The sequence below is a fragment of the Rhodoferax sp. genome, assembly GCF_010365055.1.
Taxonomy (GTDB): domain Bacteria; phylum Pseudomonadota; class Gammaproteobacteria; order Burkholderiales; family Burkholderiaceae_C; genus Rhodoferax.
In genome coordinates this window covers 1-15530 of record NZ_JAAFHA010000005.1, presented here as the reverse complement: position 1 = coordinate 15530, position 15530 = coordinate 1, and the positions used below count along the sequence as shown (strand labels likewise).

Here is a 15530-nt window from a genome sequence, read left to right as displayed (position 1 = left end):
CTGCGCGGTCGCACGCCGGGCCAAAGGCAACCGGTTCTTTCCAAGGGCTATTCCCTGGCACAGATGGTGGAGGATTTGCGCAGCTACCAGGCTGAGCTGGAAACACAAAACAAGGCGCTGCGGTACAGCCAGATCGCTGCCGAAGGCGCTTCGGAGCGCTTTTTAACGCTTTTTTCAAATGTGCCGTTGGCATTGCTCGTGGTGGATGAAAATGGCTTGGTGCTGGAGAGCAATGCCATGGCTTTGCAACTTTTTCGACCTCTGGAGAGTGATCCGCCACTGAATTTCTTGTTGCCACTGGTGAGCAGTGAGTACATTGACAAAGTCGCGCAGGCCTTTGTCAGTGCCATGACGACCGGAACCGACGAGACAACCGAGGTCGTCTTTTCGCGCGGTTCCAGCGGCGTTTTCACGGGGGACTTGCACATCGCCAGAATCGAGTCATTTCAAGATGATCCGGCTCAATTCATCTGCGCGGTTATTGACCAAAGTCCTTTGCTGACCCAGCGTCAAGCCCTGCAGGTCAGTGCCGCAGAACTGCAGCAGCGCAATGAAGAACTTCAATTGAGCAAGAACAGACTGGCCTCGATCATCAATTCGTCACTGGACGCCATTATTTGCATCGATCAGAATTACCTGATTACGATTTTTAATCCTACTGCGGCAGCGCTGTTTCAGTGCCCGTCGTCGCAAGCGCTCGGTAGCCAGCTGACGCGCTTTCTGCCAGACGCGGTGCAAACACTCACCTACAACAAGCTCACCACGCATGCGCAATTAGGTGAAATGACGGGGTTGACGACCAGTGGCAACAGCGTCGCAATTGATGTCAGCGTGTCGTTTGAGTTGTATCCGGATGGTGACACCACAACCATCTTCGCGCGTGACCTTACCAGCCGCAAGAAAATCGAGGAGCATCGCAATGCATTGGAATCGCAATTGCGGGAATCGCAAAAGATGCAGGCCGTAGGCACCATGGCGGGCGGTATTGCGCATGATTTCAATAACATCATCGGTGCCATCCTGGGCAACGTGGAACTCGCCAAACAAGATGCTGACGCATGGTCGCCTGCGCTTGTCAGTCTTTCTGAGATTGACAAGGCGGCGCGACGCGCCCGCGATCTCGTGCGACAAATATTGACCTTTAGTCGCAATGAATCACCCAAGCGGATTCCGATTCAGCTGGCTGACGTGCTGCAGGAAACTGTGCATTTGCTCAAAGTCACCTTGCCGCCATTGGTCGACATGCAGGTGCGTATCGACCCCAGCACCCCGCTCGTGCTGGCCGATGCAACCCAAGTGGAACAAGCCCTGCTCAATCTATGTACCAATGCCATCCATGCCATTGGCGCCCGGCGCGGAACCCTCAGCATTGAGCTAGGGCACAAGCAGGCGACTGATTTGGGTCGGATTGAGCGCCGAGGCGGCCTGCGCGGCCAGCACGTCAGATTAGTAGTTCGTGATACCGGCAGCGGTATCGACACCCAGACGCTGCAGCGCATTTTTGAGCCGTTCTTTACCACTAAGCCCGTGGGCCAGGGCACCGGTTTGGGACTGGCGGTTGTTCATGGCATCATGCGCACCCACCAGGGCACGGTCGATGTGAAAAGCACCCCTGATACCGGTAGCGTGTTCACGCTTTATTTCCCGGTCGCCGACTTTGTTGCCTTACCCGATACCCCGAATGCCGCAAACCTACCGGAGCCGCAGGCGGTGCAGGGCATGGGCAAACGGGTGATGTACGTGGATGACGATGAAGCGCTGGTTTTTTTGGTTCAACGCGTGCTCAAACGCAAAGGTTTTGTGGTCACCACCTTCACAGATCCGCGTTTGGCCGCTGCAGCCCTGCGCGCCAATCCGCTGGACTTTGACCTGTTGGTGACGGACTACAACATGCCAGGTTACAGCGGCATAGAACTCTTGCGGGAAACCCGTTTGATTCGACCTGATCTCCCCGTCGCTTTGGCATCGGGCTATGTGACGGCGGAGATCGAACAAAGTGCGCTCAGTGCCGGTGCGCGGGCCCTGATCCACAAACCCAATGATGTGGACGAACTGTGTGAGACGGTCCAGCGACTTCTACAGAGTGTCGATGCACCCTGACGAGTTGACGGTGATCTATGCGGACGACGCCTTGCTGGTGCTGGACAAGCCAGCCGGCCTGTTGTCGGTGCCGGGTCGGGGCGAGGACAAGCAGGATTGCCTGAGCGCGCGCGCGCAAGCCCAGTACCCGGATGCGCTGGTGGTACACCGGCTGGACATGGGGACGTCAGGTTTGATCGTGATGGCGCGTGGGGCGGCGGCACAGCGCGTCTTGAATCAGGCCTTTGCCAGCCGCAGCGTCGGCAAGCGATACGTCGCCGTCGTCGATGGGCAATTGGCGCCACCATCGCAATCCTGGGGTGTGATTGACCTGCCGATCATGGTGGACTGGCCGCAAAGGCCGCGCCGGATCATCGATTGCCAGCTTGGCAAGCCCAGCGTGACGCACTGGCGTGTCCTGTCCCACAACGCGTCCGATGGAACGACCAGGATTGAACTGGAACCCTTGACCGGCAGGTCGCACCAATTGCGCGTCCATCTTCTGGCCTTGGGGCACGCCATTGTGGGTGACGCGCTGTATGGCAGTGCGCGCGTGCACGCCATGGCCAACCGACTGCTATTGCATGCCTGCTCACTTGAACTCAGTCACCCCGTGACTGCGCAACCCATGCGCTTTGTCAGTACTGAAGATTTTTAGGTTGTGACGCCATGCAGGACTTGGCCTGTGCGCCTCGATCATGCCGATACACTCCAAACCTTCAGCGCGACAACGCTGCCGCCAAATCAAAAGAATGCCAGTATGAAAACCTACGACCTCTACGCCATCGGCAACGCCCTGGTGGACGCCGAATATGAAGTCTCAGATACCCAACTCCAGGTCATGGGGGTGGACAAGCGGCATATGACCTTGATCGATGCCGCGCGGCGCTCTGAGTTGCTGGGCCATTTGGACACGGCCACAGCACGGCGCACCGGGGGTGGGTCGGCGGGCAACACCGTGGTGGCACTGGCTCAGCTTGGCGGCCAGGCGTTTTATTCTTGCCGCGTGGCTGATGATGAGCTTGGCGCGTTTTATACCCAGGACCTGATTGCCAACGGCGTGGCGACGAATCTCACGCGTTCGCTGCCGGCACCGGGGCAGACCGGCAGCTGCCTGGTGATGGTGACACCCGATGCCGAGCGGAGCATGAGCACTTTTCTGGGGGCCACGGCTGAACTTGACCACACCGCCTTGCACCAGCAGGACATTGCCAAGTCAAAAATCTATTACATGGAAGGCTACCTCGCCGCATCCCCAACCGGCCTGCAGGCGGCACTGCAAGGGCGGCAAATGGCCCAAGATGCTGGCGTGGCCCTGGCCACCACCCTGAGCGATGTGAGCATGATCAACTTTTGCCGACCCGGTCTGGACGCCATAATCGACCAAGGGCTGGATTATCTTTTCTGCAATGAGGAAGAAGCCCAGGTCTGGTGCGGCACGCAAGACCTGCAGGTGATTTGCCAGCACTTCAGCCAGTTGGCGCGCACCGTTTGCCTCACGCGTGGCCCCCACGGCTGTGTCGTGTTAGAGGGTAAAAAACAAACCTCCGTGCCGGCGGTCCTTGTACAAGCGCTCGACACCAACGGTGCGGGTGATATGTTTGCCGGGGCTTTCCTCTACGCTGTAACGCACGGACACAGTCACGCGCAGGCCGCCTGGCTGGCTAACCAGGCGGCAGGCCAAGTGGTCAGTCAGTACGGCAACCGTCTAACGCGCGAGATATTGGCGCGCATCAGCAATCACGCCGAAGAGCGGCGGCTTGTGGATGGCGCTCGCTGCAACGGAAAATGAACAGTACACGTGTCTATCTTCACTTGGTTTCAAACGGCTGGCCACCGAGTTTGAATCCGGCCCTGATGCCTCTCTTGTCAAACCAGTCTTTGTTCATCTCCAGCACATAACGCACTGGCTCCTTGGAACAATGAGAATCAGTGGTTTGCGGTTTCATGTCGGCCAGGTTGACAATCGTGCCATCGTTGGAAACGAAGGCCGCCGTCAAAGGCAAGAGGGTGTTCTTCATCCAGAAGCATTGCACGCTGGCTTGTTCAAAGGCAAACAGCATCCCCTCGGATTGCGGCATCTCCCGGCGGAACATCAGCCCGATTGAGCGTTGATCCTGAGTTGCTGCCATTTGGGCATCAATCAGATGCATCCCCGCCGATAGCTTGACGCGGGGCAAGTCCATCTGCGGCGCGCTCTGCGCGTGACTTGGGTTGACCAGAGCGGCTGTCAAGCCAAGGAGTGCGACTGCAATATATTTCATGGGTCGATTCTGATGCAAGTGGAGAAACTGCACGAAAAAATGCCCGCGTGTGCGGGCATTTTTAGTTCGAATTGTCAAGAATTACTTCTTGGCAACTGCCTTTTCTTCTTTGGCTTTCAAGGCGGCGGCAGCTTTTTCTTCGTTGGCGGCCTTGGCGGCAGCAGCTTTGTCTTCTTTGACTTTCTTGGCTGCAGCAGCTTTTTCTTCTTTGGCAAGCTTGGCAGCAGCGGCCTTGTCTTCTTTGACTTTCTTGGCAGCCGCAGCTTTTTCGGCTTTGGCAAGCTTGGCAGCAGCAGCCTTTTCAGCTTTGGCCGTCTTTGCATCTACCTTGGTCGCTGCAGCAGCTTCAGCGGCAGCAGGCGCGGCAGCGGCAGCTGCTGCGGCCGGTGCTGCAGCAGCAGCGGCTGCAGGGGCAGCAGCCTTGGCCGCAGCGGGTGCGGCAGCTTTTGCGGCAGCAGGAGCAGCAGCCTTGGCAGCAGCTGTAGCAGGAGCGTCGGCAGCGAATGCGCCAGCAGCGAAGAGACCAGCGATCAAAGCCGCGAGAAGTTTGTTCATGTTCAGTTTCCTTGAGGTAGGTCAAATAATTCCCTCCCAAACCTTGAGAGGCATGTCCGTAACGGGGTTGGTTGGCCCCTGGTTGACAGAAATCAGTAATTTTCGGGACTAAAATTCACCGACGCCTTCAAGCTAGCCAGGAAAGAGCATTCTCGGGTGGTTTCGGCTTCAATTTGCTCACAAATTCAACGAATTAACGGAGAAATAGCTATATGTACCAACACATCAAGGTTCCCACGGAAGGCCAAAAAATCACCGTCAATGCTGACATGTCATTGAATGTGCCTGATCAACCCATCATTCCTTTCATTGAAGGTGACGGCACGGGCTTGGACATCACGCCCGTGATGATCAAAGTGGTCGATGCCGCAGTGGCCAAGGCTTATGGCAGCAAGAAAAAAATCCATTGGATGGAAGTCTATGCCGGAGAGAAATCAACCAACGTGTATGGCCCTGACGTATGGTTTCCCAATGAAACCCTGGAGGCTCTGCGTGAATATGTGGTGTCCATCAAGGGCCCGTTGACAACCCCCATTGGCGGCGGCATCCGCTCGCTCAATGTCTTTATGCGCCAAGAGCTTGACCTGTTTGTCTGCCTGCGCCCCATCCAGTATTTTGAAGGCGTACCCAGCCCGGTTAAAGAGCCGGAAAAGACCAATATGGTCATCTTCCGTGAAAACACCGAGGATATTTACTGCGGTATCGAATTTGAAGCTGAGTCGCCCAAGGCGCAAAAGCTCATCAAGTTCCTGCAGGACGAGATGGGCGTTACCAAAATCCGTTTTCCCGCTACCTCTGGGATTGGTATCAAACCTGTGTCGCGTGAAGGCACCGAGCGTTTGGTGCGCAAGGCGATTCGCTACGCGATCGACAATGACAAACCCAATGTGACACTGGTTCACAAAGGCAACATCATGAAATTCACCGAAGGTGCATTCCGTGATTGGGGCTATGCCTTGGCACAGAAAGAGTTTGGTGCCGAGTTGATCGACGGCGGCCCGTGGTGCAAATTCAAGAACCCGAAAACGGGCAGTGAAATCATCGTCAAAGACGTTATTGCAGATGCCTTCCTGCAGCAAATCTTGTTGCGCCCGGCTGAATACAGTGTGATCGCCACCTTGAACTTGAATGGCGACTATATTTCTGACGCTCTGGCAGCTCAAGTCGGCGGCATTGGCATTGCAGCAGGTGCGAATCTGTCCGACTCGGTAGCTTGCTTTGAAGCCACCCATGGCACGGCGCCCAAATACGCTGGTAAAGATTATGTGAACCCAGGTTCTGAAATTCTCTCGGCCGAGATGATGCTGCGTCACATGGGATGGACTGAAGCGGCAGATGCCATCATCAATTCGATGCAAAAATCCATCAAGAGCAAGAAGGTGACCTATGACTTCGCACGCCTAATGGATGGTGCGACCCAGGTCAGTTGCTCCGGGTTTGGTCAGGTGATGATCGACAACATGTAACTGCAGCCTGCTGGCTCTCGGCGAGGCTTGGGCCCGCCGATACCTGAACCGCTCTGGCCTGGCCGCTGTGAGCGGTTTTTTTGTCTCTGCTGCTTGAATGCTGGCAGATTGTCACCAATTCACAGGGGCGGCGCAGTGAAACGGTGCGCTCGATAGAATCAAACCATGGCAAGCAAATCACCCGAAATTCCCAAAACGCCGCCGGTTCAGGCGCCTGACCCGGATGAGGGCGGTACCGTTGTACTTGAACGGCGAACGCAAAGGACCAAGCCTCCGCACATGTACCAAGTTGTCATGCTGAATGACGACTACACGCCGATGGAATTTGTGGTGGTGGTGATCCAGGAGTTTTTTGGCAAGGATTTGGAGGGAGCCACAAGGATCATGCTCAAGATTCACCTCGATGGCAAAGGCGTTTGTGGGGTCTACTCGCGTGACGTGGCCGCCACCAAAGTGGATCAGGTGCTCGATGCGGCCAACAAGGCCGGACATCCGTTGAAGTGCATCAGTGAGCCCGTCGATTTTTGAATGTTTTGGCGGGGCCGTCCGAAGCCAGGTGCGCCATCTGGGCTCGCTCTGCCCTTGATGGATAGGGACATCTTGGCATCTCGTCAGAATTGATATTGAAATCAGATTACAGTTAATCATTAAAGTAAAGGCTATAAAGGAAATCACATGATTGCCCAAGAATTGGAAGTTAGCCTTCATATGGCATTTGTTGAGGCGCGCCAGCAGCGTCACGAATTCATCACCGTTGAGCATTTGTTGCTCGCCTTGTTGGACAACCCCAGTGCGGCTGAAGTGCTGCGGGCGTGCTCAGTCAATATCGATGATTTGCGCAAGTCTTTGGCAAACTTCATCAAGGACAACACGCCTCAGGTGGCGGGTTCAGACGATGTGGACACGCAGCCCACCCTGGGTTTTCAGCGTGTGATTCAGCGCGCCATCATGCACGTTCAATCCACTGGCAGCGGCAAGAAAGAGGTCACTGGCGCCAACGTGTTGGTGGCCATTTTTGGGGAGAAAGACTCTCACGCCGTGTACTACCTGCATCAGCAGGGCGTGACTCGCCTGGACGTGGTGAACTTCATCGCGCACGGTATCAAGAAAAACGATCCGCCGGAGCCGACCAAGTCGGGCGAAAGTCAAGCTGAAAGCGAGGAAGGTGTCTCTGAGAAAAATGAGAAATCGTCTCCTCTCGAACAGTACACCCAAAACCTCAATCAGTTGGCCAAAGACGGCAAGATTGATCCTTTGATTGGCCGCGAGTATGAGGTCGAGCGTGTCATCCAGATATTGTGCCGTCGTCGCAAGAACAACCCCCTGTTGGTCGGAGAGGCCGGCGTCGGAAAAACGGCCATTGCGGAAGGTTTGGCATGGCGAATTACGCAAAAAGACGTGCCCGATATTTTGGCCGAAGCGATAGTCTATTCACTCGACATGGGCGCTCTGCTGGCGGGCACCAAATACCGGGGCGACTTCGAGCAGCGACTGAAAGGGGTGTTGAAGTCCTTGAAGGACAAACCCAATGCCATTTTGTTCATCGATGAGATCCACACCCTGATTGGTGCCGGGGCGGCGTCGGGCGGCACGCTTGATGCGTCCAACCTGCTCAAACCAGGTTTGAGTTCCGGTGCGCTCAAGTGCATTGGGGCAACCACATTCACTGAATATCGCGGCATTTTCGAAAAAGACGCCGCGCTGTCGCGTCGCTTCCAGAAGATTGACGTCGTCGAGCCGACGGTTGAGCAAACGGTGGAGATTCTCAAGGGCCTTAAATCACGTTTTGAGGAGCATCACAACGTCAAGTACGCGGTGGCGGCCTTGCAGGCGGCAGCCGAGCTGAGCGCCAAGTACATCAACGACCGCCATCTGCCTGACAAGGCGATTGATGTGATTGACGAAGCCGGTGCCGCGCAGCGCATCTTGCCGCCATCCAAGCGCAAGAAGATCATCAGCAAGGCTGAAGTGGAAGAAATCGTGGCCAAGATTGCACGGATTCCTCCCGCGAATGTGTCCAATGACGATCGCGGCAAGCTCAGAACGCTGGAGCGCGACCTGAAGAATGTCGTGTTTGGGCAAGACAAAGCGCTGGACATGCTGGCCTCAGCCGTCAAGATGGCGCGTTCTGGACTGGGCAAGGGCGATAAGCCGATCGGTGCGTTCTTGTTCAGCGGCCCCACCGGGGTCGGCAAGACCGAGGCGGCGAAGCAATTGGCTTACATCATGGGCATTGACCTGATTCGCTTCGACATGAGCGAATACATGGAGCAACACGCGGTGAGTCGCCTGATCGGTGCACCGCCTGGCTATGTGGGCTTTGATCAGGGCGGCCTGTTGACTGAAGCCATTACCAAGAAACCGCACTGTGTCTTGCTGCTCGATGAAATCGAGAAGGCGCACCCGGCGATCTTCAATGTGCTGTTGCAGGTCATGGACCATGGCACCTTGACTGACAACAACGGGCGCAAGGCCGACTTCCGCAACGTCATCATCGTCATGACGACCAACGCCGGTGCTGAGACCATGAACAAGTCCGTCATGGGGTTCACCAATGTCCGCGAGGCGGGCGATGAAATGGCCGATATCAAGCGGTTGTTTACGCCGGAATTCCGCAACCGGCTCGATGCCGTCGTCAGCTTCAAGGCGCTCGATGAAATCGTCATCCTGCGCGTGGTCGACAAGTTCTTGCTGCAACTTGAGGCCCAGTTGGCCGACAAGAAGGTGGATGTCACCTTTACCGATAAGTTGCGCAAGCACCTGGCCAAGAAGGGTTTTGATCCCCTCATGGGCGCACGCCCGATGCAGCGCTTGATCCAGGACACGATTCGTCGTGCGCTGGCTGATGAATTGCTCTTCGGCCGCTTGACCGAAGGTGGCCGGCTGACGGTTGATCTGGACGACACGGATGAGAGCAAGACCGAGGTCTTGCTCGACATTCAACCGTTGTCGAAAAAAGAGGGCAAAGCCAAGCCCGAGCCGCAAGCGGCAACGATCATTTGACGCTGTAATTTCATCTGAAGCCAACGCGGTCCAGCATCTGCTGGACCTTGACCTGGTTCATCCCCACCACACTGATGGGGATGGTTTCGCTCTTGAAGCTGCCACCGTTCATGGCCTGCAAGGCCGGGTTGTTGATCTTGACGCCTCTGGCCACCGGCCATTCGTTGTTGCCGTTGGCAAACTGGTTCTGCGCCGGGGCGCTGGCCAGGTACTCCAAGAATTTGACGGCGTTGGCCGGGTTCTTGGCATGTCTGGCCACCGCGCCACCGGCGATGTTGACGTGGGTGCCCCACGTCTCCTGGTTCGGGAACACAACACCCACCCGCTCAGTGATGGCCTTGTCCTCGGGCTTGTCGGAACGCATCAGGCGCGCCAGGTAATAGGAGTTGGTCACCGCGACGCCACATTCGCCCGAGGCTACGCCTTTGATCTGGTCGGTATCACCGCCTTTGGGTGTGCGCGCCATGTTGTCGACCATGCCTTTTAGCCAAGCTTGCGTTTTCTCTTCGCCCAAGTGCTCAAGCACTGCGCCAAAGAGCGACAGGTTGTACGGGTGTGAGCCAGAGCGGATGCACAGTTTCCCCTTGTTTTTGGACTCGCCCAGTTCCTCGTAGGTATCAACATCCTCTTTTTGGACTGTGTCTTTGTTGTACACAATGACCCGGGCACGGGTGGAAAAGCCGAACCAGGCAGAAGCACCATCGGCCGTTGATTTGCCATGCAGCTGCGCGGGAATGGCCTCATTCAGAATTTTCGACTTGATGGGTTGGAACAGCCCTTCAACCTCGCCCTTCCACAGGCGTGCGGCGTCGACCAGCAAAATGACGTCGGCCGGCGATGCACTGCCTTCTGCCTTGAGTCGCGTGAGAATCCCCGCGTCATCGGCGTCGACACGATTGATCTTGATGCCGGTGGCTTTGCTGAAATTGCTGTAAAGCGTCTCATCGGTCGGGTAGTGGCGGGCCGAGTAGATATTGAGCACCTGGTCTTGCGCCGCGACCGCAGTGCAGGCGAACAAGATCGCGCAGGCGGTGGGGATGTGTGACTTGAGCATGTCGTGTGAACTCCAAATAATGAAGATTTCATGTTATCACAAATGCGAATGATTCTCAACACAGTTTGCTAAGCCAAGCCGATCCAACCCAAGAAGCCTCCCGCCGCCAACAGCCACAACAAGTGCAAGCGGGTGCGCCAGACCAGCAGGGCACTCACCGCTGTCAGCAGCCAGACGGGCCAGTTACTCAAGGAACTGCCGTGGCCGACAGCCAGAATCCACCCGGTCGCCAACAGCAGCGCAATCACGATCGGGGCCAACCCCTGCTTGAAGGCGCGCACCCAGCGCCGTTCCCGGTTGCGGTGACCCCAGCGGGCAGCCACGAAGGTGAGTGTTGTGCTGGGCAACATGATGCCCACCATGGTGATCACGACCCCGAGCAGGGCATAGACCCAAGCCAGCACACCTGCGTCCATGCCGCCCCCAGCATTCAGGCCCACGTTCCAGCCCAGCAAGGCAACAAACAGAACGTTGGGTCCGGGTGCGGCTTGCGCCAGCGCGATGGAGGAGGTGAATTGGCTGTCGCTCAGCCAATGCTGCTCAATCACCAGGTAGCGGTGCATGTCGGGTGCCGTGGTGATGGCGCCCCCAATGGCCAGCAGCGACAGCGATAGGAAATGGCTTAGCAAAGCCAGCCAATCGGCGAGCGTCAGATTCAATGTCAGGCTTGCACTCATTCTGCGTTTGCCCGCGCCTGAATTTTGCCCAGTTGCCGGTGCGCCCAGACACAGGCCAGCGTCCCGGCGCCCAGCAGAACCCATGCCAATTGCACATGCAGTATGGCAATAGCTATAAAAGTAATAGCTACTAATAACCAGCAGACAATGGCTCCCATCACATTAGTCCTTAAGGAATTGATAAGCTTCAATCCCGTACCGGCGATCAGACCCGCCGCCACGGCACCCATACCGCGTAGCGCGCCTTGAACCCCAGGGGAATCAGAAACTCCCGCAAACAGCGCCGCCAACGCCAGCACAATGATCAGCGGGAAGGTCAGCATGCCAGCCACCGCCGTCAAAGCGCCACGCCAGCCAAAGTAGCGGTCGCCAATCATCATGGAAAGATTGACCACATTCGGGCCCGGTAAGATCTGCGCCACTGCCCAGTCCTCCATGAACTCCTCAGGTGTGAGCCACTGCTTCTTTTCGACCAACTCGCGTTGCACGATCGCCAGCACGCCGCCAAAGCCCTGGAGTGCCAGCACTGTGAACGACCAGAACAGGTCAGTCAGGGAGTCTGGACGCGGCGAGCCGCCATCTTGATGCGCAACCACAGAAGACTATTCGCTGCCACGCAGTTGCGCGGGCGTCATGCTGTTGATGTTGGCCGCCAATGCATCCACCCGGTCTAGCCACGCCTGCAGGTTATCTGGATAGGTGCCATCGGGTTCGACATGCCAGCGCCGTTTCGCTTGGCGCGCCAGCGTGCGCAATTGCCAGGCCGCTTCTTGCGCCAAAGGTGTCAGCTCCAATTGAAGAAACTCGTCCAGCGCATCGCCGCCCAGTTGTGCCAACTGCTGCGGCGCCACGCCGACATTGGCCAGTGTGCGGCGCAACTGGGCCGACTGCTCCGCCGCGGCGGCCAGGCTTGCCTGGCGCGGCGCGCTCAGGACCGTCCATTGGGTCATGTCGATCGGCCAGTCGGACAGGGTTGCGTCGATTTCCAGGAGGCGACCGACCGGATCAGCCATGACGGCCACACCCTTGCTCTGCGGCTCGGTTTGTGGCTCCAGGTTCTGCATCACGCTCTCGACCAGTGCCTCGTCATAGCGATGTTTGTTCATGCGCAGCAGTACCCAAAGCCGCACCTCGGAACCTGGCGCATCGGACGACAACAGGGATGTGACCAACTCGCCAAGCGAGAGAAAGCGCCCCAGCGAACTGATGGAATTGCCAGCGAGATTGCCGGGATAGTCTGTGTCGTCAGCACTGGGCGTTTTTCACCGAGTTCGGTGACCGCCTCGATAAAGTGTTTTGGGTCAGTTTCCATGTCCATCATGACATGGGTTTTACCAGATACCGGCGCGGGCGATACCTGATTGAAGTGATTGTGCAGGTTGCCAGCGGGCCGATGACTCAAGCAGGCACCACCGGATCATCAAGTTGCTGCAAGACCCAGGCAATGACGGCCCGGTTGCCGCAGAGCTCTAAGTGCCCCAGTCCGTCAAATACGGTGACCGGCACCCCGGGCAGCACCTGCTCGCGCTGCGGGTACACGATGTGGTCTTGGGGCGTGAGGGCGATGCGCATCAGGGCACGGGTCTGCGGCGACTCGCTCTTTTCCAGTTCTTGCAGCCAGGCGCTGCGCCAGACCATCTGTTGCCCGTTCGGCGTTCTGGTGCGCCGGGCGACCTGCGTGCCGGCGTGGGGTGTGCCCAGCGTGATCACCCGGTACACGCGGGCCGTGCCAAAAGCGCGCATCCAGGCCCGGATGACCACACCGCCCATGCTGTGACCGATGAGCGCGACTTTGGCGGCACCAGTTTGGCTGCACAGCTCGGACACCGCCTGCTCCACTTGGGGGGCGTAGCTGTCAATCGGTGCGAACACGGGTTCCAGGTCAATTTGCATGACCGGGTGGCCGGCGTTGTTCAATTGACGCGCCATGGCATCCCAGACCCGGTGGTTGCACAGATAGCCATGCACCAGCAGCACCGGGGTGCCCATCGTGGCGCCCGGCGCAGGCATGGCCACTTGCGTCGTTCTGGCCCAGGGGAGTTGCCACAGAGAGGCCCGGACCATGGCCGCGTATTCAAACAGCAGCGAACGCAACCAGCGGCTATTTGCGCCTGGCACGCGTGAGTTGAGCGCAATGGTGATGACCACCAGCAGCACCCCCAGCAGCGGCAAGGCCAGCGCCATGAGCACCACCAGCCAGCGCGTGGCACCCGTCTGCCAGGCCAGCAGCCCGCCCAGCAGTGCGCCGATCACAATCTGGCCCAGCAACAGGCGGCGCATCAGGCGTGAAAGCATCAAGAGCCTCCAGGTTTTTTGGGACTACCCGTGATTGCACCCAATGACGAACGGTGTCTGGCCGTGCTGAATGTCAATAAACCGGCTGATAGCGGGCAATTGCGGCCTTGACCTCATCCGTCAATGCAAAGCCGTCCCCGAACTTGGCTGCCAGTTCGTCCGCCCGTTTGACAAAGGCGTCGATCCCCATGCCGTAGATGAACTGCATGGCGCCCCCCGTCCAAGCCGGGAAGCCAATGCCGAAGATCGAGCCGATGTTGGCGTCATGTACGCTGGTGAGCACGTTCTCGCTCAAGCAACGGGCCGTTTCCACCGCCTGACGATAGAGCAGGCGGTCTTTCAGGTCGTTGATGTCCCATTGAACATCGGCTTTCTCAAACAGAGCCTTGAGCTGTGGCCAGAGGAATTTCTTGACGCCTTTTTCCGCAGGATATTCGTAGAAGCCAGCGCCACCCGCGCGCCCGGGCCGCTGGTGCTCTTTCACCATGGTGACCAGCAGCGCCTCGCCCGGGCTGGCGACATAAGTCTTGCCCTCGGCCGCAAAGTCGGCGCGGGTTTGCGCCATCACATGCAGACTCAGTGTGAGCGAAGTCTCATCGAGCACCGCCAGCGGGCCGACCGGCATGCCACTGTGGATGCCCGCATTTTCGATGGCTGCTGCCGCAATGCCTTCACCGAGCATGGCGACACCTTCCATCACAAAGGTGCCAAACACGCGGCTGGTAAAGAAGCCGCGTGAATCGTTCACCACGATGGGCATCTTGCCGATGGCCTGCACGTAGTCATAAGCCCGCGCCACGGTGTCGTCGCTGGTTTGCGCGCCGCGAATAATCTCCACCAGCTTCATCTTGTCCACCGGGCTGAAGAAATGGATGCCGATGAATTTGTCAGCCGCAACACTTGCCGTGGCCAGGCCGCTGATGGGCAATGTCGAGGTGTTGGACGCGAAAAAGCCGCCCGGGGCCAGCATGGGCTCGGCCTCTTTCGTGACTTTGGCCTTGAGTTCGCGGTTTTCAAACACCGCCTCGATGATCAGGTCGCAACCGGCCAGGTCCGCCACTTTGTCGGTGGTGTGAATGCGCTCCAGAATGGTTTGCTGCTCGGCCGCGCTCATGCGGCCTTTGTCCACGCGCGCCTGGGTGATCTTGGCGCTGTACGACTTGCCCAGATCAGCCTTGTCCTGCCTCACGTCTTTGAGCACGGTGGCGATGCCTTTGCTGGCCTGGGAAAAGGCAATGCCCGCGCCCATCATGCCGGCACCGAGCAAACCGACCTTGGCCGGTTTGAAGCGCGGCGCGTTGCCGGGGCGCGACTGGCCGCTCTTGATCGCGTTGAGGTTGAAGAAGAAGGTGTTGATCATGGCGCGGGCATTGATGCCGGTCATGAGTTTGGCGAGGTAGCGGCTCTCGATTCGCAGCGCGGTCGGGATATCGACTTGCAGACCCTCGACCATGCAGGCCATGATGGCTTCGGGCGCCGGGTACAGGCCGCGCGTTTGCTGCTTGATCATGGCCGGTGCGACCACCAGCATTTGCGCGACTGCCGGGCTGGAGGGCAGGCCGCCGGGCACCTTGTAGCCCTTGGCTTCCCAGGGGTGCTGGGCGCTGGGGTTGGCTGCTATCCAGGCCAGGGCCTTGGCGCGCATGTCAGCGGCGGCGGTCTCGCCCGCTGCGACCAGTTCATGCACCAGTCCCAGGCTTTTGGCTTCTTTGGGCGAGAAAGTCTTGCCTTCCACCAGGTAGGGTTGTGCGCCCATCAGGCCCAGCATGCGCGTCATCTTGGTCACACCGCCCGCGCCCGGCAACAGGCCCAATGTCACTTCAGGCATGCCAAACTGGGTCTTGGGATTGTCAATTGCGATGCGGTAATGGCCCACCAGCGCCACCTCCCAGCCGCCGCCCAGCGCGCTGCCGTTGAGGCAACTTACCACCGGCTTGCCCAGAGTCTCCAACGTGTGGAAGTTCTTCTTGAGCAATTCAATCTGGGTGTAAACGGCGCTGGCGTCCGAGGGCTTGAGGCGCATCGTGCCCTTGAGGTCAGCGCCCGCAAAGAAGGTGGATTTGGCAGACGTCAGAAGGATGCCTTTGATCCTGTCCTGGTCCGCCAAAACCTGGGCTACCAACTCCGACAGGTCTTC

The 15530-nt window shown here is 58.1% G+C and carries 14 protein-coding genes; 6 read left to right on the top strand and 8 right to left on the bottom strand.

Going from position 1 to position 15530, the window contains the following annotated elements:
* Positions 1 to 63 precede the first annotated feature (63 nt).
* The 3 genes from GZ093_RS02495 to GZ093_RS02485 all read left to right on the top strand — a co-directional run bounded on the left by GZ093_RS02495 (position 64) and on the right by GZ093_RS02485 (position 3871).
* A complete protein-coding gene (locus GZ093_RS02495) occupies positions 64 to 2100 on the top strand; it encodes a PAS domain-containing sensor histidine kinase (RefSeq protein ID WP_296481776.1) in 2037 nt (678 codons plus the stop codon).
* Positions 2090 to 2737 carry an RluA family pseudouridine synthase gene (locus GZ093_RS02490; protein WP_296481620.1) on the top strand — a complete coding sequence of 216 codons (648 nt, stop codon included), beginning with the start codon at positions 2090 to 2092 and terminating at the stop codon, positions 2735 to 2737. The genes GZ093_RS02495 and GZ093_RS02490 overlap by 11 nt, the downstream gene beginning before the upstream one ends.
* A gap of 102 nt (positions 2738 to 2839) precedes the next feature.
* On the top strand, positions 2840 to 3871 hold the full coding sequence (locus GZ093_RS02485) for an adenosine kinase (RefSeq protein ID WP_296481619.1): 1032 nt from the start codon (positions 2840 to 2842) through the stop codon (positions 3869 to 3871).
* A 19-nt stretch (positions 3872 to 3890) separates the two neighbouring features.
* Here GZ093_RS02485 and GZ093_RS02480 read toward each other — a convergent pair whose 3' ends face one another.
* Both GZ093_RS02480 and GZ093_RS02475 read right to left on the bottom strand, forming a co-directional pair.
* The gene (locus GZ093_RS02480; protein ID WP_296481617.1) at positions 3891 to 4343 is read right to left on the bottom strand and encodes a DUF192 domain-containing protein; all 453 of its coding nucleotides are present in this window, start codon (positions 4341 to 4343) and stop codon (positions 3891 to 3893) included.
* Between the two features lie 81 nt (positions 4344 to 4424).
* Positions 4425 to 4898 (bottom strand): hypothetical protein, encoded by a 474-nt coding sequence (locus GZ093_RS02475; protein WP_296481615.1) that lies wholly within the window; start codon positions 4896 to 4898, stop codon positions 4425 to 4427.
* Positions 4899 to 5110: 212 nt separating this feature from the next.
* Here GZ093_RS02475 and icd point away from each other — a divergent pair, with 212 nt between their 5' ends.
* From icd to clpA, 3 genes are all read left to right on the top strand, one after another.
* Positions 5111 to 6364, top strand: coding sequence for an NADP-dependent isocitrate dehydrogenase (gene icd, locus GZ093_RS02470; RefSeq protein ID WP_296481613.1), 1254 nt, complete (start codon positions 5111 to 5113; stop codon positions 6362 to 6364).
* Positions 6365 to 6529: 165 nt separating this feature from the next.
* The gene (gene clpS, locus GZ093_RS02465) at positions 6530 to 6892 is read left to right on the top strand and encodes an ATP-dependent Clp protease adapter ClpS (RefSeq protein ID WP_296481609.1); all 363 of its coding nucleotides are present in this window, start codon (positions 6530 to 6532) and stop codon (positions 6890 to 6892) included.
* A 147-nt stretch (positions 6893 to 7039) separates the two neighbouring features.
* Complete coding sequence (clpA, locus tag GZ093_RS02460; RefSeq protein WP_296481607.1) at positions 7040 to 9367, top strand: ATP-dependent Clp protease ATP-binding subunit ClpA; 2328 nt, start codon at positions 7040 to 7042, stop codon at positions 9365 to 9367.
* A 10-nt stretch (positions 9368 to 9377) separates the two neighbouring features.
* Here clpA and GZ093_RS02455 read toward each other — a convergent pair whose 3' ends face one another.
* The 6 genes from GZ093_RS02455 to GZ093_RS02430 all read right to left on the bottom strand — a co-directional run.
* A complete protein-coding gene (locus GZ093_RS02455; protein WP_296481606.1) occupies positions 9378 to 10421 on the bottom strand; it encodes an extracellular solute-binding protein in 1044 nt (347 codons plus the stop codon).
* A gap of 68 nt (positions 10422 to 10489) precedes the next feature.
* Positions 10490 to 11098, bottom strand: a complete 609-nt coding sequence (locus GZ093_RS02450; RefSeq protein ID WP_296481603.1) for a chromate transporter — start codon at positions 11096 to 11098, stop codon at positions 10490 to 10492.
* Positions 11095 to 11694, bottom strand: a complete 600-nt coding sequence (locus GZ093_RS02445) for a chromate transporter (protein WP_296481601.1) — start codon at positions 11692 to 11694, stop codon at positions 11095 to 11097. The genes GZ093_RS02450 and GZ093_RS02445 overlap by 4 nt, the downstream gene beginning before the upstream one ends.
* A gap of 6 nt (positions 11695 to 11700) precedes the next feature.
* Positions 11701 to 12204 (bottom strand): hypothetical protein, encoded by a 504-nt coding sequence (locus GZ093_RS02440; protein WP_296481598.1) that lies wholly within the window; start codon positions 12202 to 12204, stop codon positions 11701 to 11703.
* A gap of 292 nt (positions 12205 to 12496) precedes the next feature.
* Positions 12497 to 13393 carry an alpha/beta fold hydrolase gene (locus GZ093_RS02435; protein ID WP_296481595.1) on the bottom strand — a complete coding sequence of 299 codons (897 nt, stop codon included), beginning with the start codon at positions 13391 to 13393 and terminating at the stop codon, positions 12497 to 12499.
* A gap of 73 nt (positions 13394 to 13466) precedes the next feature.
* On the bottom strand, positions 13467 to 15530 hold a 2064-nt coding region (locus tag GZ093_RS02430; RefSeq protein WP_296481592.1), incomplete at its 5' end, for a 3-hydroxyacyl-CoA dehydrogenase NAD-binding domain-containing protein.

What these genes read in the sequence shown, in the direction of transcription:
- GZ093_RS02490 (WP_296481620.1), top strand. Translation starts at nt 2,090, where the DNA reads ATGCACCCTGACGAGTTGACGGTGATCTATGCGGACGACGCCTTGCTG.
- GZ093_RS02475 (WP_296481615.1), bottom strand. Translation starts at nt 4,898, where the DNA reads ATGAACAAACTTCTCGCGGCTTTGATCGCTGGTCTCTTCGCTGCTGGC.
- GZ093_RS02480 (WP_296481617.1), bottom strand. Translation starts at nt 4,343, where the DNA reads ATGAAATATATTGCAGTCGCACTCCTTGGCTTGACAGCCGCTCTGGTC.
- GZ093_RS02440 (WP_296481598.1), bottom strand. Translation starts at nt 12,204, where the DNA reads ATGAACAAACATCGCTATGACGAGGCACTGGTCGAGAGCGTGATGCAG.
- clpA (WP_296481607.1), top strand. Translation starts at nt 7,040, where the DNA reads ATGATTGCCCAAGAATTGGAAGTTAGCCTTCATATGGCATTTGTTGAG.
- GZ093_RS02495 (WP_296481776.1), top strand. Translation starts at nt 64, where the DNA reads ATGGTGGAGGATTTGCGCAGCTACCAGGCTGAGCTGGAAACACAAAAC.
- GZ093_RS02435 (WP_296481595.1), bottom strand. Translation starts at nt 13,393, where the DNA reads ATGCTTTCACGCCTGATGCGCCGCCTGTTGCTGGGCCAGATTGTGATC.
- GZ093_RS02450 (WP_296481603.1), bottom strand. Translation starts at nt 11,098, where the DNA reads ATGAGTGCAAGCCTGACATTGAATCTGACGCTCGCCGATTGGCTGGCT.
- clpS (WP_296481609.1), top strand. Translation starts at nt 6,530, where the DNA reads ATGGCAAGCAAATCACCCGAAATTCCCAAAACGCCGCCGGTTCAGGCG.
- icd (WP_296481613.1), top strand. Translation starts at nt 5,111, where the DNA reads ATGTACCAACACATCAAGGTTCCCACGGAAGGCCAAAAAATCACCGTC.
- GZ093_RS02455 (WP_296481606.1), bottom strand. Translation starts at nt 10,421, where the DNA reads ATGCTCAAGTCACACATCCCCACCGCCTGCGCGATCTTGTTCGCCTGC.
- GZ093_RS02485 (WP_296481619.1), top strand. Translation starts at nt 2,840, where the DNA reads ATGAAAACCTACGACCTCTACGCCATCGGCAACGCCCTGGTGGACGCC.